The sequence below is a fragment of the Variovorax sp. PMC12 genome (genome assembly GCF_003019815.1).
Taxonomy (GTDB): Bacteria; Pseudomonadota; Gammaproteobacteria; order Burkholderiales; family Burkholderiaceae_C; genus Variovorax.
Genome location: NZ_CP027773.1, coordinates 640581 through 664586, shown reverse-complemented (window position 1 = coordinate 664586; position 24006 = coordinate 640581). Strand labels below are relative to the sequence as shown.

16 protein-coding genes are annotated in these 24006 nt (G+C 66.0%); 6 read left to right on the top strand and 10 right to left on the bottom strand.

All coding sequences use genetic code 11. The annotated features are described in order from the left end of the window. The 6 genes from lpdA (C4F17_RS02975) to C4F17_RS02950 all read right to left on the bottom strand — a co-directional run bounded on the left by lpdA (C4F17_RS02975) (position 1) and on the right by C4F17_RS02950 (position 9307). Entirely contained in the window at positions 1 to 1428 is a 1428-nt protein-coding gene (gene lpdA, locus C4F17_RS02975; RefSeq protein ID WP_081269088.1) for a dihydrolipoyl dehydrogenase, read from the bottom strand. A gap of 145 nt (positions 1429 to 1573) precedes the next feature. After that, on the bottom strand, positions 1574 to 2845 hold the full coding sequence (gene odhB / locus C4F17_RS02970; RefSeq protein ID WP_106934232.1) for a 2-oxoglutarate dehydrogenase complex dihydrolipoyllysine-residue succinyltransferase: 1272 nt from the start codon (positions 2843 to 2845) through the stop codon (positions 1574 to 1576). A 56-nt stretch (positions 2846 to 2901) separates the two neighbouring features. Further along, complete coding sequence (locus C4F17_RS02965; RefSeq protein WP_081271718.1) at positions 2902 to 5778, bottom strand: 2-oxoglutarate dehydrogenase E1 component; 2877 nt, start codon at positions 5776 to 5778, stop codon at positions 2902 to 2904. A 179-nt stretch (positions 5779 to 5957) separates the two neighbouring features. Further along, positions 5958 to 7892: a propionate--CoA ligase gene (locus C4F17_RS02960; protein ID WP_325002727.1), complete on the bottom strand. Its 1935-nt coding sequence runs from the start codon at positions 7890 to 7892 to the stop codon at positions 5958 to 5960. Positions 7893 to 8016: 124 nt separating this feature from the next. Continuing rightward, positions 8017 to 8622 carry an isochorismatase family protein gene (locus C4F17_RS02955; protein ID WP_106934230.1) on the bottom strand — a complete coding sequence of 202 codons (606 nt, stop codon included), beginning with the start codon at positions 8620 to 8622 and terminating at the stop codon, positions 8017 to 8019. 34 nt (positions 8623 to 8656) lie between these two features. After that, entirely contained in the window at positions 8657 to 9307 is a 651-nt protein-coding gene (locus tag C4F17_RS02950) for a TetR/AcrR family transcriptional regulator (RefSeq protein WP_106934229.1), read from the bottom strand. A 106-nt stretch (positions 9308 to 9413) separates the two neighbouring features. Between C4F17_RS02950 and C4F17_RS02945 the strand changes: the two genes are divergently transcribed. The 3 genes from C4F17_RS02945 to C4F17_RS02935 all read left to right on the top strand — a co-directional run bounded on the left by C4F17_RS02945 (position 9414) and on the right by C4F17_RS02935 (position 12699). Beyond that, entirely contained in the window at positions 9414 to 11036 is a 1623-nt protein-coding gene (locus C4F17_RS02945) for a 4-hydroxyphenylacetate 3-hydroxylase family protein (protein ID WP_106934228.1), read from the top strand. A gap of 10 nt (positions 11037 to 11046) precedes the next feature. Then, on the top strand, positions 11047 to 11841 hold the full coding sequence (locus C4F17_RS02940; RefSeq protein WP_106934227.1) for an alpha/beta fold hydrolase: 795 nt from the start codon (positions 11047 to 11049) through the stop codon (positions 11839 to 11841). 282 nt (positions 11842 to 12123) lie between these two features. Further along, positions 12124 to 12699, top strand: a complete 576-nt coding sequence (locus C4F17_RS02935) for a C40 family peptidase (RefSeq protein WP_081271713.1) — start codon at positions 12124 to 12126, stop codon at positions 12697 to 12699. Positions 12700 to 12796: 97 nt separating this feature from the next. Here the strand turns inward: C4F17_RS02935 and lpdA (C4F17_RS02930) are convergent, their stop codons facing one another. From lpdA (C4F17_RS02930) to aceE, 4 genes are read right to left on the bottom strand one after another with little or no spacing between them, the layout of a single operon-like run. Then, on the bottom strand, positions 12797 to 14635 hold the full coding sequence (gene lpdA, locus C4F17_RS02930) for a dihydrolipoyl dehydrogenase (RefSeq protein ID WP_106934226.1): 1839 nt from the start codon (positions 14633 to 14635) through the stop codon (positions 12797 to 12799). Then, positions 14632 to 15225: an MFS transporter gene (locus C4F17_RS02925; RefSeq protein WP_081271711.1), complete on the bottom strand. Its 594-nt coding sequence runs from the start codon at positions 15223 to 15225 to the stop codon at positions 14632 to 14634. Before C4F17_RS02925 ends, lpdA (C4F17_RS02930) begins: the two co-directional genes overlap by 4 nt. Then, positions 15222 to 16910, bottom strand: coding sequence for a dihydrolipoyllysine-residue acetyltransferase (gene aceF / locus C4F17_RS02920; protein ID WP_106934225.1), 1689 nt, complete (start codon positions 16908 to 16910; stop codon positions 15222 to 15224). The genes C4F17_RS02925 and aceF overlap by 4 nt, the downstream gene beginning before the upstream one ends. 51 nt (positions 16911 to 16961) lie before the next feature. Further along, positions 16962 to 19688 (bottom strand): pyruvate dehydrogenase (acetyl-transferring), homodimeric type, encoded by a 2727-nt coding sequence (gene aceE / locus C4F17_RS02915; RefSeq protein WP_081268978.1) that lies wholly within the window; start codon positions 19686 to 19688, stop codon positions 16962 to 16964. A gap of 218 nt (positions 19689 to 19906) precedes the next feature. On the opposite strand from aceE, the gene C4F17_RS02910 reads away from it, so the two are divergent. From C4F17_RS02910 to folD, 3 genes are all read left to right on the top strand, one after another. After that, complete coding sequence (locus C4F17_RS02910; protein ID WP_081268979.1) at positions 19907 to 22447, top strand: PAS domain-containing sensor histidine kinase; 2541 nt, start codon at positions 19907 to 19909, stop codon at positions 22445 to 22447. After that, complete coding sequence (locus tag C4F17_RS02905) at positions 22444 to 23076, top strand: response regulator transcription factor (protein ID WP_012747279.1); 633 nt, start codon at positions 22444 to 22446, stop codon at positions 23074 to 23076. The genes C4F17_RS02910 and C4F17_RS02905 overlap by 4 nt, the downstream gene beginning before the upstream one ends. 76 nt (positions 23077 to 23152) lie before the next feature. Further along, positions 23153 to 24004 carry a bifunctional methylenetetrahydrofolate dehydrogenase/methenyltetrahydrofolate cyclohydrolase FolD gene (gene folD / locus C4F17_RS02900; protein WP_106934224.1) on the top strand — a complete coding sequence of 284 codons (852 nt, stop codon included), beginning with the start codon at positions 23153 to 23155 and terminating at the stop codon, positions 24002 to 24004. The last annotated feature ends 2 nt before the right edge of the window (positions 24005 to 24006 follow it).

Genomic DNA, 24006 nt, shown 5'->3' with positions numbered 1-24006 from the left:
TCAGAAGTTCAGCGTGCGCTTGTCGACAGCCAGCGCGGCTTCCTTCGTGGCTTCCGACAGCGACGGGTGCGCATGGCAGATGCGCGCGATGTCTTCCGCGCTCGCCTTGAACTCCATGGCCACGACGGCTTCGGAGATCAGCTCGCTGGCCTGCGGGCCCACGATGTGCACGCCCAGGATCTCGTCGGTCGCGGCGTCGGCCAGGAACTTGACCATGCCGGTCGTGTCGCCCAGTGCGCGTGCGCGGCCGTTCGCGAGGAACGGGAAGGTGCCGGCCTTGTAGGCGCGGCCTTCGGCCTTGAGCTGCTGCTCGGTCTGGCCGACCCACGCGATTTCGGGGCTCGTGTAGATCACCCAGGGAATCGTGTTGAAGTTGACGTGGCCGTGCTGGCCCGCAATGCGCTCCGCCACGGCAACGCCCTCCTCCTCGGCCTTGTGCGCCAGCATCGGGCCGCGCACCACGTCGCCGATCGCCCAGACGTTGGGCAGGTTGGTCTTGCACGCGTCGTCCACGGCGATGGCGCCGCGCTCGTCGAGCTTCAGGCCCACGGCTTCGGCGTTCAGGCCGATGGTGTTGGGCACGCGGCCGATCGACACGATCAGCTTGTCGACTTCCAGCGTCTGGGCTTCGCCCTTGGCGTTGGTCCAGGCAACGCTCACGCCCTTCTTGGACGACTTGATCTCGCCGACCTTCACGCCGAGCTCGATCTTGAGCTTCTGCTTGTCGAAGGCCTTCTTGGCTTCCTTGGCGATCTGCTCGTCCACCGCGCCGAGGAAGGTCGGCAGCGCTTCGAGCACCGTGACTTCCGCGCCGAGGCGACGCCACACCGAGCCCATTTCGAGGCCGATGACGCCCGAGCCGATCAGGCCCAGCTTCTTGGGCACCGCGCCGATGCGCAGCGCGCCGTCGTTCGAGAGGATGTTCTCCTCGTCAAACGGCGCGCCCGGCAGCGCACGGGCGTTGGAGCCCGTGGCGATGACGATGTGCTTGCCGCTGATCGACTCTTCGGCGGCGCCGGCCACCTTGAGCTCGTAGCCGGTTTCGTCCGTCTTCACGAACGAGGCACGACCGTGGAAGAACGTGATCTTGTTCTTCTTGAACAGGTACAGGATGCCGTCGTTGTTCTGCTTCACGACCTGGTCCTTGCGGGCCAGCATCTTGTCGATGTCCAGGCCCAGGCCTTCGACCTTGATGCCGTGGTCGGCGAAGTGATGGCCGGCCTGCTCGAAGTGCTCCGACGATTGCAGCAGTGCCTTCGAGGGGATGCAGCCGACGTTGGTGCAGGTGCCGCCCGGTGCCGGGCCGCCCTTGCCGTTCTTCCACTCGTCGACGCAGGCGACGTTGAAGCCGAGTTGCGCCGCACGGATGGCGGCGATGTAGCCGCCGGGGCCGCCGCCGATGACGACGACGTCGAATTGTTTGCTCATTGGGTTTCCGTTTCAGTTGTCCATCGCGCCGCGTGAATCAGGGTTCCTTCGCGAACACCGCGGAACCGGCTTTGCCGGACCGCAGGTGTTGCCCCCGCGAGGGGGTTGGCGAAGCGACACGAAGTGCGCGAAGACTGGGGGTGGATCAGATGTCGAACAGCAGGCGCGACGGGTCTTCCAGCGCTTCCTTCATGGCGACCAGGCCCAGCACGGCTTCGCGGCCGTCGATGATGCGGTGGTCGTAGCTCATGGCGAGGTAGTTCATCGGGCGGATCACGATCTGGCCGTTTTCCACCACGGCGCGGTCCTTGGTGGCGTGCACGCCCAGGATGGCCGACTGGGGCGGGTTGATGATCGGGGTCGAGAGCATCGAGCCGAAGGTGCCGCCGTTCGAGATGGAGAACGTGCCGCCGGTCATGTCTTCGATGCCCAGCTTGCCGTCTTGCGCCTTCTTGCCGAACTCGGCGATCTTCTTCTCGATGTCGGCGAAGCTCATCTGGTCGGCATTGCGCAGGATCGGCACCACCAGGCCGCGCGGCGAACCGACGGCGATGCCGATGTCGAAGTAGCCGTGGTACAGGATGTCGTTGCCGTCGACCGAGGCGTTGATCACCGGGTACTTCTTCAGCGCGTGCACAGCGGCCTTCACGAAGAAGGACATGAAGCCGAGCTTCACGCCGTGTTCCTTGGTGAAGCTGTCCTGGAAGCGCTTGCGCAGTTCCATGACCGGCGCCATGTTGACTTCGTTGAAGGTCGTCAGGATGGCGTTGGTGGATTGCGACTGCAGCAGGCGCTCGGCGATGCGGGCGCGCAGGCGGCTCATCGGCACGCGCTGTTCCGGACGCTCGCCCAGGTCGGGCGCACCGGCGGGCGCCGCGACTTGCGGCAGCGCGGGCTTGGCGGCCGGCGTGGCGACGGTGGCGGCAGGTGCCGCGGGCTTGGCGCCCGAAGCCACGGCGCCGAGCACGTCGCCCTTGGTGACGCGGCCGTCCTTGCCGGTGCCGGCGACGTCGCTGGTCTTCAGGTTGTTGTCGGCCAGCAGCTTGGCGGCGGCGGGCATGGCCACGTCGGCCTTCGAGCCACCCGTGGCAGCAGCGGCTGCCGCCGGGGCGGGTGCCGCAGCCGCGGGAGCGGCGGCGGGTGCAGCGGCAGCCGGAGCGCCGGCCGAAGCCTTGCCTTCGGTGTCGATCTTGGCGATCAGCTGCTCGGCCACCACGGTGGCGCCGTCGGGCTGAACGATTTCAGCCAGCACGCCGGCCGATGGCGCGGGCACTTCCAGCACGACCTTGTCGGTCTCGATCTCGATCAGGATTTCATCGACGGCGACGGCTTCGCCGGCCTTCTTCTTCCAGGTGAGCATGGTGGCCTCGGCCACGGATTCGGAAAGCTGGGGGACTTTGACTTCTACGATAGACATGTGGAGTGAGCTCCGTTTTGTTCTTCAGGGTGTTCGTGTGAAAAAGGGACAGGCGATTACTTGGTCAGCACGAAGCCCTTGAGCTTGGCGAACGCGCCGTCGACCAGCGCCTTCTGCTGTTCCTGGTGCAGGTGCGAGTAGCCCACCGCCGGCGATGCCGATGCGGCACGGCCGGAGTAGCCGAGCTTCTGGCCGTCCTGCATGTTTTCGTGGATGTAGTGCTGCACGAAGAACCAGGCGCCCTGGTTCTGCGGCTCGTCCTGGCACCACACCACGTCGACGAGGTTCGGGTACTTCTTGATCTCGGCGGCAAACGCCTTGTGCGGGAACGGATAGAGCTGCTCGACGCGAATGATCGCCACGTCTTCGCTGCCCAGTTCCTCGCGCTTCTTGGCCAGGTCGTAGTAGACCTTGCCCGAGCAGGCGATCAGGCGCTTGACCTTCTCGGCTTTCAGGCCCTTGCTGTCGGGAATGACGGTCTGGAAGCTGCCCTTGGTGAATTCGGCCAGCGGCGAGGTGGCGTCCTTGTTGCGCAGCAGCGACTTGGGCGTGAGGATGATCAGCGGCTTGCGCAGGTTGCGCACCATCTGGCGGCGCAGCACGTGGAAGATCTGGCTGGCCGTCGTGGGTTGCACCACCTGCATGTTGGTGTCCGCGCTCAGCTGCATGAAGCGCTCCAGGCGTGCCGAGCTGTGCTCGGGGCCCTGGCCTTCGTAGCCGTGCGGCAGCATCATGGTCAGGCCGTTGACGCGGCCCCACTTCACTTCGCCCGAGGCGATGAACTGGTCGATCACCACTTGCGCGCCGTTCACGAAGTCGCCGAACTGGGCTTCCCAGATGACGAGCGTGTTCGGGTCGTTCGATGCGTAGCCGTATTCGAACGCGAGCACGGCTTCTTCCGACAGGATCGAGTCGATGACGACGAACGGAGCCTGGTTGTCGGCCACGTTCTGCAGCGGCGTGTAGGTGCCCTCGTCGAACTTCTCGCGGTTCTGGTCGTGCAGCACGGCGTGGCGGTGCGTGAACGTGCCGCGGCCCGAGTCTTCACCCGACAGGCGCACCGGGTAGCCGCTGGCCACCAGCGAGGCGAAGGCCATGTGCTCGCCCATGCCCCAGTCGATGTTGACGTCGCCGCGGCCCATGGCCGCGCGGTCGTCCAGCACCTTCTTCACGAGGGGGTGCACCGTGAAGCCTTGCGGCACGGTGGTGATCTTCTCGGCCAGGCGCTTCCACTCGCTGGAGGGAATGGCGGTGTCGCCGGCGTCGGTCCACTTCTTGTTGAGGTACGGGCTCCAGTCGACGGCGTACTTGCTCTTGAAGTTGGTGAGCACGGGGTCGACGGTGTTCTTGCCTTCGTCGAAGGCGGCGCGCTGCGCCTTGACCATGTCGTCGCCGAGCGTGTCGCCCAGGCCTTGAGCGGCCAGCTTGTCGGCGTACAGCTTGCGCGTGCCGGGGTGCTGGGCGATCTTCTTGTACATCAGCGGCTGCGTGAGCGAGGGGGTGTCCTGCTCGTTGTGGCCCAGCTTGCGGAAGCAGATGATGTCGACGACCACGTCCTTCTGGAATTCCATGCGGAAGTCCAGGGCGATCTGGGTAGCGAGCACCACGGCTTCGGGATCGTCGCCGTTCACGTGCAGCACCGGCGCCTCGATCATCTTGACGATGTCCGAGCAGTACAGCGTCGAGCGGCTGTCGCGCGGGTCGCTGGTGGTGAAGCCGATCTGGTTGTTGATGACGAAGTGCACCGTGCCGCCGGTGGAGTAGCCACGGGTCTCGGCCAGCGCCAGCGTTTCCATCACGACGCCCTGGCCTGCGAAGGCGGCGTCGCCGTGCACGATCACGGGCAGCACCTGCTTGCCCAGCGGGTCGCCGCGGCGGTCCATGCGGGCACGCACCGAGCCTTCGACCACGGGGTTCACGATTTCAAGGTGCGAGGGATTGAACGCCAGGCTCAGGTGCACCGGGCCGCCGGGGGTGGTCACGTCGGAGCTGAAGCCCTGGTGGTACTTCACGTCGCCGCTGGGCAGGTCTTCGGGGGCGGTGTGGTCGAACTCGGCGAACAGGTCGGCCGGCATCTTGCCGAGCGAGTTGACCAGCACGTTCAGGCGGCCGCGGTGGGCCATGCCGATCACGATTTCCTGCACGCCCTTGACGCCGGCCTGGTTGATCAGCTCGTCCATCGCGACGATGAAGCTTTCGCCGCCTTCGAGCGAGAAGCGCTTCTGGCCGACGTACTTGGTGTGCAGGAAGCGCTCGAGGCCTTCGGCGGCCGTCAGGCGGCTGAGCACGTGCTTCTTCTGCTCGGCGCTCAGCTTGGGATTGGTGCGGGCGCTTTCGAGCCGCTGCTGCCACCAGCGCTTGTGGTTCTGGTCGGTGGTGTACATGTACTCGGCACCCATCGTGCCGCAGTACGTTTCGCGCAAGGCATTGAGCAAGTCGCGCAGCGACATTGCTTCCTTGCCGAAGAAGGTGTTGCTGGTGTTGAACACCGTCTCGAGGTCGGCATCGGTGAAGCCGTAGAACGAGGGCTCGAGTTCCGGAATGGCGGGACGCTCGGCGCGCTTGAGCGGATCGAGGTCGGCCCAGCGGGCGCCGACGTTGCGGTAGGCGGCGATCAGCTGCTGGACGGAGGTGCGCTTGCGGCCGAGTTCGGAATCGGCGCCGCTGGCCTGCACGACCTTGGTCGTGCCCTGCTTCGCGCGTTCGGCGAAGGCGTTGATGACCGGCAGGTGCGGGACGTCGCGGGTGTTGCTGCCGTCGGCGGCGGGAACGTTCTGCAGCGCGTCGAAATACGAACGCCAGTTGTCGGGCACGCTGCCGGGGTTGGAGAGGTAGTTTTCATACATCTCTTCGACATAGGGGGCATTGCCGCCGAAGAGGTATGTGTTGCCTTGATAGGCGGTGTACGCCGATGGCGTCGATGAATCGCTCATGATCCGCTGACCTTCGCTTCCCTGAAGGAAGCACTAGCTGGTTAAGAAACCTTCCGCGACACGGCTGAACCGGTTGGCGGATGCGACTGTGGCTGGGGAAGGGCCTGAGTACCTTGGCATTGTGCCACGTCAACCATATGACGGTTCAAAGGGAGCCTGCAACCCCCTTCGTGGATAACTCAGGGCGCAGAAAGTAACTGTTTGATCTGCTGCAGCGTGGCGGGGTCGTCGATGGTGGTCAGGTCGCCCGGGTCGCGCTGCTCGCAGACGGCCTGGATGGCGCGGCGCAGCAATTTGCCGCTGCGCGTCTTGGGCAGGCCGCTCACGAAGCGCACGCGCGCGGGACGGGCCAGCGCGCCGAGCTGGTCGGCCACCAGCTTCATGATCTCGCCCTCGAGCTTGAGCGCCAGGTCGGCGTCGGCCACGGCCTTGCCGTCCTTCGGAACGACGAAGGCCATCGCCACCTGCCCCTTGAGCGCGTCGGCAACGCCCACCACGGCCACTTCCGCGACGTTGGCATGGCCCGAAATGCTCTCCTCGATCTCGCGCGTGCCCAGTCGGTGGCCCGCCACGTTGATCACGTCGTCGGTGCGCCCGAGGATGTAGAAATAGCCGTCTTCATCGCGAATGCCCCAGTCGAAGGTCGAATAGACCATCTTGCCGGGTACGCTTTTCCAGTAGGTATCGACGAAGCGCGCGTCGTCCTTCCACACGGTCTGCATGAAACCGGGCGGGGTCGGCCCCTCCACCACGACCACGCCTTTCTCGTTCGCGCCGGTCAGTTCCTCGCCGGTCGACTCGTGCAGGATCTTGATGCGGTAGCCGTACATCGGCACGCCCGGACTGCCGAACTTGCTGGCCTTGGCCTCCACGCCATTGGCGATGGTGATCATCGGCCAGCCCGATTCGGTCTGCCAGTAGTTGTCGATGATCGGCACGCCCAGGCCCTCGCTGATCCAGCGGGCGGTGGGCTCGTCGAGCGGCTCGCCGGCCAGGAACAGCGCGCGCAGGCTGGACAGGTCGTACTTCTTGAGCAGGGCCGGGTCCTGCTTCTTGAGCACGCGCACCGCGGTGGGCGCGCTGAACATCACCGTCACCTTGTACTTCTCGACGAGGCGCCACCAGATGCCGCCGTCGGGCTGCCGGTCGATGCCCTGGGTGGGCAGGCCTTCGTACATGATGGTCGCCATGCCCGCGATCAGCGGGCCGTACACGATGTAGCTGTGGCCCACGACCCAGCCGATGTCGCTGGTCGAGAAGTAGGTTTCGCCAGCCCGCCCGTCGAAGATGTGCTTCATGCTCGCGGCCAGCGCCACTGCGTAGCCGCTCACGTCGCGTTGTACGCCCTTGGGCTTGCCGGTGGTCCCGCTCGTGTAGATGGTGTAGCTGATGTCGGTCGAGGCGAGCCAGGTGCAGGGCACCTTGGCGTCGATGTGCTTCTGGCGCAGGTCGGCGGCGAGGTGGTCGCGCCCTGCCGTCAGGTCCATGGGTGCGAGGCCGCGGTCGGTGAGCAGCACGGCCGAGGGCTTGTGCTTCGACAGGCGGATCGCCTCGTCGAGCAGCGGCTTGTACGCGATGACCTTGCCGCCGCGCGAGCCGGCATCGGCACTCACGACCACCTTGGGCTCGGCATCTTCGATGCGCGTGGCCAGCGAAACGCTCGCGAAGCCGCCGAACACCACGCAGTGGATGGCGCCGATGCGCGCGCAGGCCAGCATGGCGAACGCGGCCTCGGGAATCATCGGCATGTAGATGAGCACCCGGTCGCCCTTGCCGACACCGAGCTCGACAAGGCTGGCGGCGGTGCGCTGCACTTCGGCGTGCAGCTCGTCGAAGCTGTAGCTCTTTTCGACGCCGGTTTCTGTGGAGACGAAGATCAGCGCGGGCTGGCTGCCGCGCTCGGCAAGGTGCCGGTCGACGGCGTTGTGGCACAGGTTGGTGGTGCCGCCCACGAACCAGCGCGCGAACGGCGGCTGGCTGGCGTCAAGGATCTGCTGCGCGGGGGTGTGCCAGTCGATCAGCCGGGCCTGCTCGGCCCAGAAGGCCTCGGGCGCATCCACTGACTGGCGATGGAACTCTTCAAAGCGGCTCATCTGGATTTGTCTCCGTTCTATGTTTTCGTTCAGGCAGCCTCGCCAAAACTGAATTCATAATTATGGAGACCGATCTTGCAGCAAGCTGACGACCGGGACAACCCGGCCGAGCCCCAACCCGGCAGCAGCGCCGGGGGCAGCGGGTTTACCGGATCAGGGCCTGCAGTTCGCGGAACGCCGGGTGCTCGGCAGTGCGCAGCCACTCGAAGCCGACCATCTCCGTCGTCACCAGCTCGGCGCCGGCACCGGCCAGCCGGTCGAACGCGGCGTCGCGGTTGCGCTCGGTGCGCGAGCTGCAGGCGTCGGTGACGACCCAGACTTCGAACTCGTCTTCCAGCAGGTCGAGCGCGGTCTGCAGCAGGCAGACATGGGCTTCGCAGCCGGCGATCACGATGGTGTTGCGCTCTTCGGGCGCGGCCTGCGGCTTCTGCAGATGCTTCGGCAGGCTCCGGGCATTGCCCTGCGGCGCGGTTTTGGCAGGCGCGCGCAGCCATTCGCCGAGGCCCTCTTCCACGCCGCTGAAGTGCATCTTCGCCAGCGTCTTCCTGCACAGCGCGCGGATGTCCGGCAGGTTTTCGCCGAGCTTGGACGGGTTCTGCTCGGTGCCCCAGACCGGCACGTCGACCCATTTCGCCATCTGGCCGAGGCGCACGGCATTCTTCGCAACGGCCTCGTTTTCGAAGACCGCCGGCATCAGCCGTGCCTGGTAGTCGACCAGCACGAGTTGGGATTGCGAAGCGTCGAGCAGCATGAACGGATTCTTTCTTGTAGAGGTTTAGGTTGGGCTAAACCGTACCACCGAAAAGACCGGGTTTGGCCGCCTGGGCGGCAACACGCTCCACCAGCTGCGCCACGTAGGCCTTGAAGAGTGCGTCGGCCGACTGCCTGAACATGCGGATGCGCCCGGTGTGCTGCATCAGCAGCAGGCCCACGCCGTGTGCGAACAGCGAGGTGTTTTCCCGCAAAGCGCCGTCCGCGTCGAGGCCCATGGCCTGCAACGCGTCTTCGCAGGGGCGCAGGGCCTGATGCAGATGGTCGTTCAGCTCATGGTCGAGCTCGCTGGTCAGCCCGCGCGGGCGCATGCCCTGCACCAGATAGAAGCCGAGGTCGAGCTCGCGCGGGTTCGCTGCGTAGAAGTCGAACCAAGCCTGCGCCTTGGCGGCGAGCGTCTGGTCAGGGCGGCCTTCGGATTCGGGGGCATCGGCGACGGCCGTCTGGAGCCGCTGGATCGATTCATCGAGCAGCGCGCCGTAGATCGCTTCCTTGCTGTCGAAATAGGAGTAGATGGCGCCCGGCGTGTAGCCGGCCCTGCGCGCGATTTCGCGAATGCTCGCGCCCTCGATGCCAGCTTCCAGGAACACGGCGCGTGCGGCGTCGAGCACCAGCGCGCGGCGCACATCGGTGAGCGCCTGGCGGCGTTGGAGCTTGGCATGCATGGGCGGGACTATACAAAAATTCGAGCGTTGATCAAAAAATTAAACAGTGTTCAAATTTTGCCCGGAAGCCCCTCGGAAGCCCGGAAAACCACGGAGACAAGAATCGATGAACGCCCCGCTCCCCGCCACCACGCTCATGTCCGGCGCCGACTACCGCGAATCGCTGCGCCGCTACCGCCCCACCGTCTTCGTGGACGGCCGCCGCGTCGAAAGCGTGGCCGATGAGCCCGCCTTCCAGCCCGGCATCAATGCCATCGCCCTCACCTACGACTACGCGCTGCGCAAGGAATACGAGCCGCTGATGACGGCGGTGCAGCACACCAGCGGCAAGCGCGTGAACCGGCTGTCGCACATCAACACCAGCTCCGGCGACCTGCTCAACAAGCTGGAGGCGGTGCGCCTTGTCTGCCAGGAAACCGGCTGCGCCCAGCGCTACCTGACGCACGACGCGCTCAACGCCATCGCCCAGGTCTCGGCCCGCATCGACGACGCCCGCGGCAGTACCGAGCACACCGCCCGCTTCCACGAGTACCTGCACCGCGTGCAGGACCAGGACCTGACGCTGGGCGTCGCCATGACCGACGCCAAGGGCGACCGCAGCCGGCGGCCGCACGAGCAGGCCAACGTCGACAGCTACCTGCACGTGGTGGAGCGCAATGCGCGCGGCATCGTCATCTCGGGCACCAAGGCCATCGTGACGGGAGCGCCCTATGTGCATGAACTGCTGGTCATGCCCTGCCGCAACATGGGCAAGGAAGACGCCGACTTCGCCGTCTGCTGCGCCGTGTCGCTGGACGCGCCGGGGCTCACCATCGTCGCCCGCCCCGCCGGGCGCCCCGGGGAAAAGCTCGAGCACGGCGACGCCCTTTTCAGCCGCAAGTACGGGCAGAGCACCGGCGTATGCATGTTCGACAAGGTCTTCGTGCCCTGGGAGCGCGTGTTCTACGCCGGGGAATGGGAGCATTCCGGCCAACTGACCTACAGCTACGCCACGCACCACCGCCACAGCTGCATCGGCGCGCGCGCGGGCTTCGGCGACCTGCTGATCGGCGCCGGCGCGCTGATGTGCGAGGCCAACGGCTTCGACCCGGGCAAGGAAAGCCATCTGCGCGAGCAGATGGTCGAGCTCATCACCATCACCGAAAGCTTCTTTGCCTGCGGCGTGGCGGCCAGCGTCTACGGCAAGGCCGACGAGCACTGCGAGGTCTTCATGCCAGACCCGGTGTTCAGCAACATCGGCAAGCTGCTGCTGGCCACCAAGATCTACGACATGCACCGCATCGCGCACTACGTGAGCGGCGGGCTCATCGTCACCCTGCCCGGCCCCGACGAAGACCACAACCCCGAGACCGCCGCCCGCCTGTCGGACGTGCTGCGCGCCAACCCGGCCATTCCCTACGAGCAGCGCATCGAGACCGCCCGCTTCATCGAGGATCTGACGGCGGGCTACCAGGGCGGCTGGTACAGCGTGATCAGCCTGCACGGCGGCGGTTCGCCGGCTGCGATGAAGCAGGAAATCTGGCGCAACTACCCGCTCGGCTCCAAGGTCGAACTGGTGGAGCGCATCCTCGAGCGCGGCATCGCGGCGGACGGATCGCCCGCCGCCGCCCCGCACGACCCGGCACGCGCCATCACCCGCAACCGCCAGCCCGGCAAATGCTGCGACACCGGCTGCACAACGCCAGGGCAACCGGTGATGGTCGACCTGCCGGCGTCCCGCCGCGCCTAAACTGCGGCGCATGAAGCTGCCGTCAACACGCCTTTGCCTCGTAGCCCTGGGAATCGGAGCGGCCCTGCTGGTCGCGGCCTGCGGCGGAATACGCAAGGCCACCGTGCCGATGGCGACCACGCTCGATAAGAGCAATTGCGCGCGCAACGTCGACACGCTGCTGGTCATGCTGCCCGGCGCCTATTCCACCCCCGACGAATTCACGCGCGAAGGCTTCGTCAGTGCCGTGCGAGACGCCCGGCTCGCCGCGGACGTGATGCTGGTCGACGCGCACCTGGGCTACTACAACAACAGGAGCATCCTCGATCGCCTGAGCGCCGACGTGATGGCGCCGGCACGCCAGCATGGCTACCGCCATATCTGGATCGTCGGCATCTCGGTCGGCGGATTCGGCGGGCTGCTCTATGCGCAGACGCATCTTGGCGAACTCTCCGGCGTGGTGACGCTCGCGCCCTACCTCGGCGAGCGCGCGCAGAGCACCGACATCGCCAACGCCGGCGGGCTTGCGCAATGGCGCGGCCCGCTGGCGGATCCGGGCGAAGGCATTTCCCGCGCGCCGAACGAAACCCAGCTATGGCAATGGTTGCGCGGCTACGTCGGCTTCACGCAGACCGCGGCGCCGCGCCCGCCGCTCTACCTGGGCTACGGCGTGGACGACCGTTTCGCTTTCAGCCACCGGCTGCTGGCGGCGGCCCTGCCCGCGGAACGCGTCTTTACCACCGAAGGCGGCCACGACTGGCCGGAGTGGAAGCGCCTGTGGCAACGCATGCTGCCGACGCTGCCGCTGCCGGGCTGCCCCGGTTGACGCCGGCAGCACCGGCTCCGAGCACTAACCTGCAACTTCGCGGACTTTGCTGATGGATGACATCAGCTTGGCAGCAAATGGCGACTGGATCCAGCATCCGGTGTCGTCCAACCCGTCGGCGTAGGTCCATTTTGTGACAACCACTTATGGACCATAAACGTTCACCGTTACATTTTTTCTTTGGCCGAATTGAAAAAATCCATGTAAATCAATGGTTTACGGTGGCAATCGCTAATTCTGTTTAAATTGACATAACCGCGCGTCATCAATATCCTACGCGCCATGCGTTTTTTCGTCCTACCCGTGTCCCTCCTGCTTGCCGTCGCTGCCCACGCAGCCCCTCAACAGGACCGATCTGACGACGAGATGGCCCGCATGCTTGCAGACAAAGGCCTGATCGGCCAGCTGCAGCAGGTGCGTCAAACAGTCTCCGAACGAACCTCCGACCTCGTGGTCACTGCCATCGGCTTCCTCGGCGTGCCTTATCGCCGCGGCGGCAACACGGCGGAAGCAGGCTTCGATTGCAGCGGCTTCGTTCGTGCCATGTACAACCAGACGGTGGGCCACATGCTCCCCCGTCGTGCCGAAGAGCAGGCAGCCGCCACCGAGAAGATCGACCGCGAGCAGCTCAAGCCCGGCGACCTCGTGTTCTTCAACACCATGCGCCGCGCCTTCAGCCATGTCGGCATCTATGTCGGCGAAGGCAAGTTCATCCACTCGCCCCGCTCCGGCGCCCAGGTTCGCGTGGAAGACATGAACGGCAGCTACTGGCAGCGCCGCTTCGACGGTGCCCGCCGCGTGCTGGCCGGCCCCACGGACGAAGTGAAGGCGGCAGCCGTCGCACACACCGGCAACTGAGCCCCTCCTCCCTCCCTGGAAGTCCAGGACGAAAAAAATCCCGCCGCAGCGGGATTTTTTTATGGGCGCTCGACAGGCGCCCCCTTCCAGCCGGAAATCAGCTCTTGCGGGCCGGCGGCAGGTCGGTGCAGGTGCCGTGCGCCACTTCCGCCGCCATGCCGATGCTTTCGCCCAGCGTCGGGTGCGGGTGGATGGTCTTGCCGATGTCGATTTCGTCGGCGCCCATCTCGATGGCGAGTGCAATCTCGCCGAGCATGTCGCCGGCGTGCGTGCCAACGATGCCGCCGCCCAGGATGCGGTGCGTCTCGGCGTCGAACAGCAGCTTGGTGAAGCCCTCGTCGCGGCCGTTGGCGATGGCGCGGCCCGATGCCGACCACGGGAAGTGCCCCTTCTTGACCTTGATGCCCTCGGTCTTGGCCTGGTCCTCGGTCAGGCCGACCCACGCCACCTCGGGGTCGGTGTAGGCCACGCTCGGGATCACCCGGGCGTTGAAGGCGGCGCTGGACAGCTCCTTGTCGCCCTTCTGCTCGCCTGCGATCACTTCGGCCGCCACGTGTGCCTCGTGCACCGCCTTGTGCGCCAGCATGGGCTGGCCCACGATGTCGCCGATGGCGAAGATGTGCGGCACGTTGGTGCGCATCTGGATGTCGACCGGTATGAAGCCGCGGTCGCTCACCGTGACGCCGGCCTTCTCGGCGCCGATCTTCTTGCCGTTGGGGCTGCGGCCCACGGCCTGCAGCACCAGGTCGTACACCTGCGGCTCCTTCGGCGCGTTCTCGCCCTCGAAGCTGACCTTGATGCCTTCCTTCGTGGCCTCGGCGCCGACCGTCTTCGTCTTCAGCATGATGTTGTCGAAGCGCGGCGCATTCATCTTCTGCCAGACCTTGACCAGGTCGCGGTCGGCGCCCTGCATCAGGCCGTCGAGCATTTCGACCACGTCCAGGCGTGCGCCCAGCGTCGAATACACCGTGCCCATCTCCAGGCCGATGATGCCGCCGCCCAGGATCAGCATGCGCTTGGGGTCGGTGCCCATCTCGAGCGCGCCGGTCGAGTCGACCACGCGCGGGTCCTTCGGCATGAAGGGCAGGCTCACGGCCTGCGAGCCGGCCGCGATGATGGCGTTGCGGAACTTGACGGTCTGCTTGCTGCCCGTGGTGTCCCAGCTGGTGCCCGAGGTTTCGTCGACCTCCAGGTGGTACGGGTCGATGAAATTGCCGACGCCGCGCAGCACCGTCACCTTGCGCATCTTGGCCATGGCCGTGAGGCCGCTGGTGAGCTTGCCCACCACCTTGTTCTTGTGGCCCAGCAGCTTGGCGCGGTCGACCGTGGGAGCGGCAAAGCTCACGCCCAGGTCCGCGAAGTGCTTGACCTCGTCCATGACCGACGCCACGTGCAGCAGCGCCTTCGACGGGATGCAGCCGACATTCAGGCACACGCCGCCGAGGGTGGCGTACCGCTCGATCAGCACGACCTTCAGGCCGAGGTCGGCCGCGCGGAAGGCTGCCGAATAGCCGCCGGGGCCTGCGCCGAGCACGACCACGTCGCATTCGACATCGACCTTGCCGCCGTAGCTCGACACGGCCACGGCCGCCGAAGCGGGGGCCGGCGCCGGTGCGGCCTTGGGCGCGGGGGCTGCACTGGGTGCGGCGGCGGCAGCGGGAGCCGGTGCTGCGGCAGCGGGGGCGGCCGCGGCGGCGCCGTCGACTTCCAGCGTCAGCACGACAGAGCCTTCCTTGACCTTGTCGCCCACCTTCACGGCCAGCGCCTTCACCACGCCGGCGGCGGACGACGGAATCTCCATCGAGGCCTTGTCCGATTCGACCGTGATCAGCGACTGCTCGGCCTTGACCGTGTCTCCGACATTGACCAGCACCTCGATCACCGCGACTTCGTCGAAGTCGCCGATGTCGGGCACCTTGATTTGTTGTTCGCTCATTTGGACACTTTCAGTTTGAGTGTGAGAACGTCGACCGGTGGGGCCGAATTGCGATCGAATTCGCAGGCGGCGGCAATGCCCGCCTCCGCCACGTCGCGCGAGGTGCGCGACTTGATGTCATAGGCCGCGTGCATGGCGCCGAGCGCAAAGCTGCGTCCCGAGCCGATGGCCCAGAACTCCTTGAACTCGAACACCTCGCGGTAGCTGTAGATGCCGTAGATGCCGCTCGGGTTGGCCATCAGCATCGTGAACTGGCTCGACTCGTAGGGCTCGTGGTCGTCTTCCTTGGTCTGCATGAAGAACGAGTCCTTCAGCACCGGATGCAGCATCGTGAAGGTACGGAAGATCTCGTGCTTGCTGCCGAACAGCAGCTTCTCGCGCGGTTGCACGGCCAGCGCATGCTGCAGCACCAGGAAGTGCGCGGCCGCGCCGGCCATCGCGAACAGGCTGGTGCCCGCCGCGTCCTCGACGGTGAAGATCTTCTGGTTGGCCTCGGCGCGGTGCGAAAGACGCGTGTCGCCGAAGGTCACCAGAGAATCGGCTGCCATCGTGACCTGGCCACCCTTGCGGACGGCCACAACCGTGGTCATAGCAGGATACGGCGATAGTCCGCGAGCACCTGGCCCAGGTAGGCGTTGAAACGCGCAGCCAGGGCGCCGTCGATCACGCGGTGGTCATAGGACAGCGACATCGGCAGCGTCAGGCGCGGCACGAACTGCTTGCCGTCCCACACCGGCTTCATCGCGCTCTTCGACAGGCCGAGGATGGCCACTTCCGGAGCGTTGATGATGGGCGTGAAGTGCGTGCCGCCGATGCCGCCGAGCGAGCTGATCGAGAAGCAGCCGCCCTGCATGTCGGCCGAGCCGAGCTTGCCGTCGCGCGCCTTCTTGGCCAGTTCGCCCATCTCGGCGCTGATCTGCAGGATGCCCTTCTTGTCGGCATCCTTCAGCACCGGCACCACCAGGCCGTTGGGCGTGTCCGCCGCGAAGCCGATGTTGTAGTACTGCTTGTAGACGAGCTGGTCGCCATCCAGGCTGGTATTGAACTCGGGGAATTTCTTCAGCGCCGCGACCACCGCCTTGATGACGAAGGCCAGCATCGTGACCTTGACACCGGACTTCTCGTTCTCCTTGTTGGTGGAGACGCGGAAGGCCTCGAGCTCGGTGATGTCTGCTTCGTCGTTGTTGGTGACGTGCGGGATCATCACCCAGTTGCGGTGCAGGTTGGCGCCGCTGAGCTTCTTGATGCGCGAGAGGTCCTTGCGCTCGACCGTGCCGAACTTGGTGAAGTCGACCTTCGGCCATGGAATGAGGCCCAGGGCCGCACCGTCGCCGGCGCCACCAGCCGGCGCCTTGGCCGCGGAAGCCTTGGTGCTGACCTGGCCGCTCATCACGGCCTTGGTGAAGCTCTGAATGTCTTCCTGCGTGATGCGGCCCTTGAGGCCGGAACCCTTGACCTCTTCGAGCGGCACGCCGAGTTCGCGGGCGAACTTGCGCACCGACGGGGACGCGTGCGGCAGCTTGCCGGTGGGCGCGACGGTCGGGTCGTGCGGTGCGGCGGCAGCAGCAGCAGCAGGGCTCGCGGCGGGCGCCGGGGCTGCGGCGGATGGCGCGGGCGCGGGTGCGCTGGCGGTTGCCGCAGCAGGCGCGGCAGCAGCGGCCTGCGCGGGCGCCGGGGCCGCGGCAGCCGTGCCTTCGAGCACGGCGATCAGGTCGCCGATGTTGACGGTGTCGCCGACCTTGACCTTGAGTTCCTTGAGCACGCCGGCCGCCGACGACGGAATCTCCATCGAGGCCTTGTCCGACTCCACCGTGATGAGCGACTGCTCGGCCTTGACCGTGTCGCCGACCTTCACGAGCAGCTCGATGACCGCCACGTCCTTGAAATCGCCGATGTCGGGCACCTTGACCTCGACCGGACCCGACGCCGCTGCAGGCGCGGCGGCAGGTGCCGGCGCAGCCGCAGCGGGCGCCGGCGCAGGTGCGGGCGCAGCGGCGGCAGGAGCCGCAGCCGGAGCCGGTGCAGCGGCACCCGCTCCATCGGCCTCCAGCACGAGCACCACCGAGCCCTCCTTCACCTTGCTGCCGACCTCGACCTTCAGTTCCTTGACCACACCGGCCGTGGACGACGGGATTTCCATCGACGCCTTGTCCGATTCCACCGTGATGAGCGACTGCTCGGCCTTGACCGTGTCGCCCACCTTCACAAGCACCTCGATCACCGCGACTTCATCGAAATCGCCGATGTCCGGCACCTTGACTTCCACTGCTGCCATATCGTTTGTCTCCCGCCGTGAGGCGCCGTTTCGTTCGTTGATTGTTGAGGGTCAGGCGTAAAGCGGGTTGACCTTGTCGACATTGATGCCGTACTTCTTGATCGCTTCCACCACCTTGGCCACGGGCACGGTGCCGTCTTCGCTCAGCGCCTTGAGCGCAGCCACCACGATGTAGTGGCGGTTGATCTCGAAGTGCTCGCGCAGCTTGTTGCGGAAGTCGCTGCGGCCGAAGCCGTCGGTGCCGAGCACCTTGTAGGTGCGGCCCTTCGGGATGAAGGGACGGATCTGCTCGGCATAGGCCTTCATGTAGTCGGTCGATGCGACCACCGGGCCTGCAGTGGGCGCGAGCTGCTCGGCCACGAAGGGCACGCGCGGCGTCTGGTCGGGGTGCAGCAGGTTCCAGCGGTCGGCGTCCTGGCCGTCGCGGGTCAGCTCGTTGAAGCTCGGGCAGCTCCAAACGGAAGCCGACACGCCCCAGTCCTTCTCGAGCAGCTCTTGCGCGGCGAAGCTCTCGCGCAGGATGGTGCCGCTGCCCAGCAGTTGCACCGTGGGTGCTTCCTTGCCCTTGGACGCCTTGATCGCGGGGCCCTGCTTCGACAGGTACATGCCCTTGATGATCTGCTCTTCGGTGCCGGGCTGCAGGCCGGGCATCGCGTAGTTCTCGTTGAGCAGCGTCAGGTAGTAGTAGACGTTGTCCTGCTTCTCGACCATGCGCTTGAGGCCGTGGTGCAGGATCACGCCGACTTCATGCGCGAAGGTCGGGTCGTAGCTCACGCAGTTCGGGATGGTGTTGGCCAGGATGTGGCTGTGGCCGTCTTCGTGCTGCAGGCCTTCGCCGTTCAGCGTGGTGCGCCCCGAGGTGCCGCCCAGCAGGAAGCCGCGGGCCTGCATGTCGCCGGCCGCCCAAGCCAGGTCGCCGATGCGCTGGAAGCCGAACATCGAGTAGTACACATAGAACGGCACCATGATGCGGTTGTTCGTGCTGTACGACGTGGCCGCCGCGATCCAGCTCGACATGCCGCCGGCTTCGTTGATGCCTTCCTGCAGGATCTGGCCGGCCTTGTCTTCCTTGTAGTACATGACCTGGTCCTTGTCGACCGGGGTGTACTGCTGACCGTGCGGGTTGTAGATGCCGATCTGGCGGAACAGGCCTTCCATGCCGAAGGTGCGGGCCTCGTCCACCAGGATGGGCACCACGCGCGGGCCCAGCGCCTTGTCGCGCAGCAGCTGCGTGAGGAAGCGCACGTAGGCTTGCGTGGTCGAGATCTCGCGGCCCTCGGCCGTGGGCTCCATCACCGCCTTGAAGGTGTCGAGCGACGGGACCGTGAAGCTCTCGTCGGCCTTGACGCGGCGGTGCGGCAGGTAGCCGCCGAGGGCTTTGCGGCGCTCGTGCAGGTAGCGCATTTCCGGCGTGTCGTCGGCCGGCTTGTAGAACGGCAGCTCGGCGATCTGGCTGTCGGGAATCGGGATGTTGAAGCGGTCGCGGAAGGCCTTGATGTCTTCGTCGCCAAGTTTCTTGGTCTGGTGGACCGTGTTCTTGCCTTCGCCGATCTTGCCCATGCCGAAGCCCTTGACGGTCTTGACGAGCAGCACGGTGGGCTGGCCCTTGTGGTTCTGGGCGGCGTGGAAGGCGGCGTACACCTTCTGCGAGTCGTGGCCGCCGCGCTGCAGGTTCCAGACCTCGTCGTCGGTCATGTGCTCGACCATCTTCAGCGTGCGCGGATCGCGGCCGAAGAAGTTCTTGCGCACGTAGGCGCCGTCGTTGGCCTTGAACGACTGGTAGTCGCCGTCGTTGCACTCCATCATGATCTTGCGCAGCGCGCCGTCATGGTCCTTCTCGAGCAGGGCGTCCCAGCCCTTGCCCCAGATGAGCTTCACGACGTTCCAGTTGGCGCCGCGGAACTCGCCCTCGAGCTCCTGGATGATCTTGCCGTTGCCGCGCACCGGGCCGTCCAGGCGCTGCAGGTTGCAGTTGATGACGAAGATCAGGTTGTCGAGGTTCTCGCGCGCCGCCAGGCCGATGGCGCCCAGCGATTCGACCTCGTCCATTTCTCCGTCGCCGCAGAACACCCAGACCTTGCGGTTTTCGGTGTTGGCGATGCCGCGTGCATGCAGGTACTTGAGGAAGCGCGCCTGGTAGATCGCCATCAGCGGGCCCAGGCCCATCGAGACGGTGGGGAACTGCCAGAACTCCGGCATCAGCTTGGGGTGCGGGTAGCTCGACAGGCCCTTGCCGTCGACTTCCTGGCGGAAGTTGAGCAGTTGCTCTTCGGAGAGGCGGCCTTCGAGGTAGGCGCGAGCATAGATGCCGGGCGAAACGTGGCCCTGGATGTAGAGCAGGTCGCCGCCGTGGTTTTCGCTCTCGGCGTGCCAGAAGTGGTTGAAGCCGGCGCCGAACATGCTTGCCAGCGAGGCGAAGGAGCCGATGTGGCCGCCCAGGTCACCGCCTTCGGCCGGATGGTGGCGGTTGGCCTTGACCACCATGGCCATCGCGTTCCAGCGCATGTAGGCGCGCAGGCGCTGTTCGATTTCGAGGTTGCCGGGGCTGCGAGCCTCCTGCGAAGGCTCGATGGTGTTGACGTAGCCCGTGTTGGCCGAGAACGGCATGTCGACCGTGTTCTGGCGGGCATGTTCGAGCAGTTGCTCGAGAAGGAAGTGGGCCCGCTCGGGACCCTCGCTCTGGATGACGGAGGACAGTGCATCCATCCATTCGCGGGTCTCCTGGGCGTCCGCGTCATTCGCGGCCGAGCCGAACAGGTTCTCGGGATTTGCCGACATGCTTGTCTCTCCTTTTAGGGCTGTGGCGGTAATTTAGTGCGCTATGCGCTCAGCGCGGCGGAGTTTCTCATAGAAATATCTCAATTTCAAATAGTGCTTTATGATTTCTCAATGTGATATTTGGACGACATTCAGCCTTTTGACGCCGACCATGCAGGAGTCCATGGCACCGCGGCATTCCAGTCGCTGCCGAGGGGGCCATCACCTAAACTCAGGGCATGCCTCTTTCTTCTCCGCTGGCGGTTGCCCGCAGTGCCGTGAACGCCTCGCCCCTGTCCTGGTGGCGCAGGTGGTGGCGCAAGCAGACGCCGGTGCTGCAGGACGCGGTCGCGATGCTCGCGCCGATGGCCGCCGTGCTGCTCTTTCTCGCGGCCATCGTGTCGGCCTTCTGGTATCTGCGCACCGAGGAGGTCGAGCGCGAGCAGGAGTCGGTCCGCCGCGACGTCGAATACGCCCAGCAGCGCATGCGCCTGAGGCTGCTCGAGCGGCAGGAGCAACTGATGCGCATCGCGCGCGACGCCTCCAACCGCGAGATCGACCCGATCGAATTCACCAGCCGCGCCGAGTCGCTGGTGAGCCAGTTCCCCGAGCTGCAGACCATCACCTGGATCGACGACCGCCGCCGCTTCAAGGCCGGCTACGCCGCCCCCAGCGTCCACCCCGCGCAGCAGCACCTGATCGGCGACGTGCTGCGCCCCGGCGACATCGAAAGCAACTACGCGCTGGCGCGCGAGCTGCGCCAGCCGGTGTACTCGCAGCCCGTGGCCGGCGGCGATCCCCCGGCGATGCTGCAACTGCACATTCCCCTGTTCGACCAGGGCCTGTTCGCGGGCGTGGTGCTCGGCGAGTTCTCGGTCGACGGCCTGCTGCGCTACGGCATGCCGTCCGAGGTGCAGGCGCGCTACGCGGTGTCGCTGCTCGACGCCAAGGGCCGCGTGATCGCAGGCAACACCACCAACCTGAAGGAAAGTGGCACCCGCCTGCTGCCCTGGACCGAGCGCACCAACGAATATGAAGTGCCGGTGTCGCCGGTCGGCAATGCCCTGGTGCTGCGGGCGCAGGCCTACCGCACGTCGCAGGGCGTGGTCGGCAACGGGCTGTTCTGGCTGGTCTGCGCACTCAGCGTGCTCACGAGCTGGATGCTGATCGGCACCTGGCGCCACACGCGCCGACGGCTGCAGGCACAGCAGCGGCTGGTGGCTGAAACCAACTTCCGCCGGGCCATGGAGAACTCAATGCTCACCGGCATGCGGGTGCTCGACCTGCAGGGCCGCATCACCTACGTGAACGCCGCGTTCTGCGCAATGACCGGCTGGAGCGAGGAAGAACTGGTCGGCCAGTCGCCGCCCTTCCCCTACTGGCTCGAGTCCGACCGCGAGGTGATGAACGAACGGCTCGAAGAAGAACTGCATGGCCGCGCCCTGCCCGGCGGCTTCCAGGTGCGGGTGAAGCGCAAGAACGGCAGCGTGTTCAACGCCCGCCTCTACGTGTCGCCGCTGATCGACGCGCGCGGCCACCAGACCGGCTGGATGACGTCGATGACCGACATCACCGAGCCCACGCGCATCCGCGAGCAGCTCTCCGCCTCCTACGAGCGCTTCACCACGGTGCTGGAGGCACTGGACGCGGCCGTGTCGGTGGCGCCCATCGGCTCCGAGGAACTGCTGTTCGCCAACAAGCTGTACCGCCTCTGGTTCGGCTCGGACACCGTTGGCCACCTCGGCATGGTCGCGCAGGCCGGCGTGCCGGCGTCGAACGCGCACGACGAGGGCCTGGACGACGTCGACCCCTACGCCGGCCTGCCGATCGACACGCTCACTGCAGCCCAGACCGCCAACAACGAGATCTTCGTGCCCCACCTGGGCAAGTGGCTCGAAGTGCGCTCGCGCTACCTGACCTGGGTGGACGGGCGCCTCGCCCAGCTCGTGATCGCCACCGACATCACGCCCCGCCGCGACGCCGAGGAGCAGGCCGCCGCGCAGGCCGACAAGGCCCAGGCCGCCAGCCGCCTCATCACGATGGGCGAAATGGCGTCGAGCGTGGCGCACGAGCTCAACCAGCCGCTGACCGCCATCACCAACTACTGCAACGGGATGATGTCGCGCATCAAGGGGCAGACGATCGACACCGAGGCGCTGCTCGCCGCGCTCGAGAAAACCTCGAAGCAGGCCCAGCGCGCGGGCCAGATCATCCAGCGCATCCGTTCCTTCGTGAAGCGCAGCGAACCCAACCGCACGCCGGCCGACGTGGCCACCATGGTGAGCGAAGCGGTCGAGCTCGCCGGCATCGAGCTGCGCCGGCGCAACGTGCGACTGAACCACTACGTGGCGGCACGGCTGCCGGTGGTGCGCGTCGACCCGATCCTCATCGAGCAGGTGATGGTCAACCTGCTGAAGAACGCGGCCGAATCCATCGACATCGCCGACCGCCCGCTGGCGCGCCGCAGCGTCGAGCTGCGGGTGCTGCCCAAGGTGATCGAGGGCCACAACGCCATCGAATTCTCGGTGCAGGACACCGGCAAGGGCCTGGCCCCGGAAGTGATGGACCGGCTCTACGAGGCCTTCTTCTCGACCAAGCCCGAAGGCATGGGCATCGGGCTCAATTTGTGCCGCACCATCGTCGAGTCGCACCGCGGCCGGATGCAGGCGGAGAACATCTACAATGGTCCGGATGTGATCGGATGCCGTTTTTCCTTCTGGATTCCGGTGTTGGACGCTATCAGTTCCGTAGCTAGCGACGAGGCAAAGGTACCTGCATGAGTTTGATTCCGAAGAAAGGCACGGTCTATGTCGTCGACGACGACGAAGCCGTACGCGATTCGCTGCAATGGCTGCTCGAAGGCAAGGACTACAGAGTCCGCTGTTTCGATTCCGCCGAATCCTTTCTCTCCCGATACGACCCGCGCGAAGTCGCCTGTTTGATCGTCGACATCCGCATGGCCGGCATGACCGGCCTCGAACTGCAGGATCGGCTGATCGAAAGGCGCTCCCCGCTGCCGATCGTGGTCATCACCGGCCACGGCGACGTGCCGATGGCCGTCGACAGCATGAAGAAGGGCGCCATGGATTTCATCCAGAAGCCCTTCAACGACGAGGAACTCGTCACGCTGGTCGAACGCATGCTCGAACATGCGCGCGGCGCCTTCACCCAGCACCAGCAATCGGCCAGCCGCGACGCGCTGCTGTCCAAGCTCACCGGCCGCGAGGCACAGGTGCTCGAACGCATCGTCGCAGGCCGCCTGAACAAGCAGATCGCCGACGACCTGGGCATCAGCATCAAGACGGTCGAGGCGCACCGCGCCAACATCATGGAAAAGCTCAACGCCAACACCGTGGCCGACCTGCTGAAGATCGCACTCGGACAGGCGGCCCCCGCGGCCAAGGCCTAGAAGCTATCCCTGCGATAGCGAAGAATGACCCCCACGCCTGCGCAAGCGGGCGTTTTTACTTGGAAGATCGAAACCGATGACCGCCCAACTGATCGACGGCAACGCCCTCGCCAAAACCATTCGCGCCGAAGTTGCCGGCCGCACCGCCGCACTCAAGGCCAAAGGCGTGAACCCGGCCCTTTCCATCATCCTCGTGGGCGAAGATCCGGCCAGCCAGGTCTACACCAGGCACAAGGTCAACGACAGCGCCCAGACCGGCCTGGATGCCACGCTCGAGACCTACCCCGCCGAAATGAGCGAGGCCGACCTGCTGGCCCGCATCCGCACCCTCAACGACGACCCGAAGGTGCACGGCATCCTGGTCCAGCTGCCGCTGCCCAGGCACATGGACAGCCAGAAGGTCATCGAGACGATCTCGCCCGCCAAGGACGTCGACGGCTTCCACGTTGCCAGCGCGGGCGCGCTGATGATCGGCGCCCCCGGCTTCTGGCCCTGCACGCCGCACGGCTGCATGAAGATGCTCGAATCCATCGGCTACGACCTGCGCGGCAAGCACGCGGTGGTCATCGGCCGCAGCAACATCGTCGGCAAGCCGATGGCCATGATGCTGCTGGCCAAGAGCGCCACCGTGACCATCTGCCACAGCGCCACGCAGGACCTGGGCGCCATCACGCGGCAGGCCGACGTGATCGTCGCGGCGGTGGGCAAGCTCAATCTCCTGACCGCCGACATGGTGAAGCCCGGCGCGGTGATCATCGACGTGGGCATGAACCGCAAGGAAGACGGCAAGCTCGCCGGCGACGTCGATTTCGACGGCGTCAAGGAAGTCGCAAGCTGGATCACGCCCGTGCCCGGCGGCGTCGGTCCCATGACGCGCGCCATGCTGCTCGCCAACACCCTTGAAGCGGCCGAACGCGCCGCCAAGTAACT

Excerpts from the sequence above, each read along its gene's own strand:
- lpdA (WP_081269088.1), bottom strand. The coding sequence starts at position 1,428 with ATGAGCAAACAATTCGACGTCGTCGTCATCGGCGGCGGCCCCGGCGGC.
- odhB (WP_106934232.1), bottom strand. The coding sequence starts at position 2,845 with ATGTCTATCGTAGAAGTCAAAGTCCCCCAGCTTTCCGAATCCGTGGCC.
- C4F17_RS02965 (WP_081271718.1), bottom strand. The coding sequence starts at position 5,778 with ATGAGCGATTCATCGACGCCATCGGCGTACACCGCCTATCAAGGCAAC.
- C4F17_RS02955 (WP_106934230.1), bottom strand. The coding sequence starts at position 8,622 with ATGCTGCTCGACGCTTCGCAATCCCAACTCGTGCTGGTCGACTACCAG.
- C4F17_RS02950 (WP_106934229.1), bottom strand. The coding sequence starts at position 9,307 with ATGCATGCCAAGCTCCAACGCCGCCAGGCGCTCACCGATGTGCGCCGC.
- C4F17_RS02945 (WP_106934228.1), top strand. The coding sequence starts at position 9,414 with ATGAACGCCCCGCTCCCCGCCACCACGCTCATGTCCGGCGCCGACTAC.
- C4F17_RS02940 (WP_106934227.1), top strand. The coding sequence starts at position 11,047 with ATGAAGCTGCCGTCAACACGCCTTTGCCTCGTAGCCCTGGGAATCGGA.
- C4F17_RS02935 (WP_081271713.1), top strand. The coding sequence starts at position 12,124 with ATGCGTTTTTTCGTCCTACCCGTGTCCCTCCTGCTTGCCGTCGCTGCC.
- lpdA (WP_106934226.1), bottom strand. The coding sequence starts at position 14,635 with ATGAGCGAACAACAAATCAAGGTGCCCGACATCGGCGACTTCGACGAA.
- C4F17_RS02925 (WP_081271711.1), bottom strand. The coding sequence starts at position 15,225 with ATGACCACGGTTGTGGCCGTCCGCAAGGGTGGCCAGGTCACGATGGCA.
- aceF (WP_106934225.1), bottom strand. The coding sequence starts at position 16,910 with ATGGCAGCAGTGGAAGTCAAGGTGCCGGACATCGGCGATTTCGATGAA.
- aceE (WP_081268978.1), bottom strand. The coding sequence starts at position 19,688 with ATGTCGGCAAATCCCGAGAACCTGTTCGGCTCGGCCGCGAATGACGCG.
- C4F17_RS02910 (WP_081268979.1), top strand. The coding sequence starts at position 19,907 with ATGCCTCTTTCTTCTCCGCTGGCGGTTGCCCGCAGTGCCGTGAACGCC.
- C4F17_RS02905 (WP_012747279.1), top strand. The coding sequence starts at position 22,444 with ATGAGTTTGATTCCGAAGAAAGGCACGGTCTATGTCGTCGACGACGAC.
- folD (WP_106934224.1), top strand. The coding sequence starts at position 23,153 with ATGACCGCCCAACTGATCGACGGCAACGCCCTCGCCAAAACCATTCGC.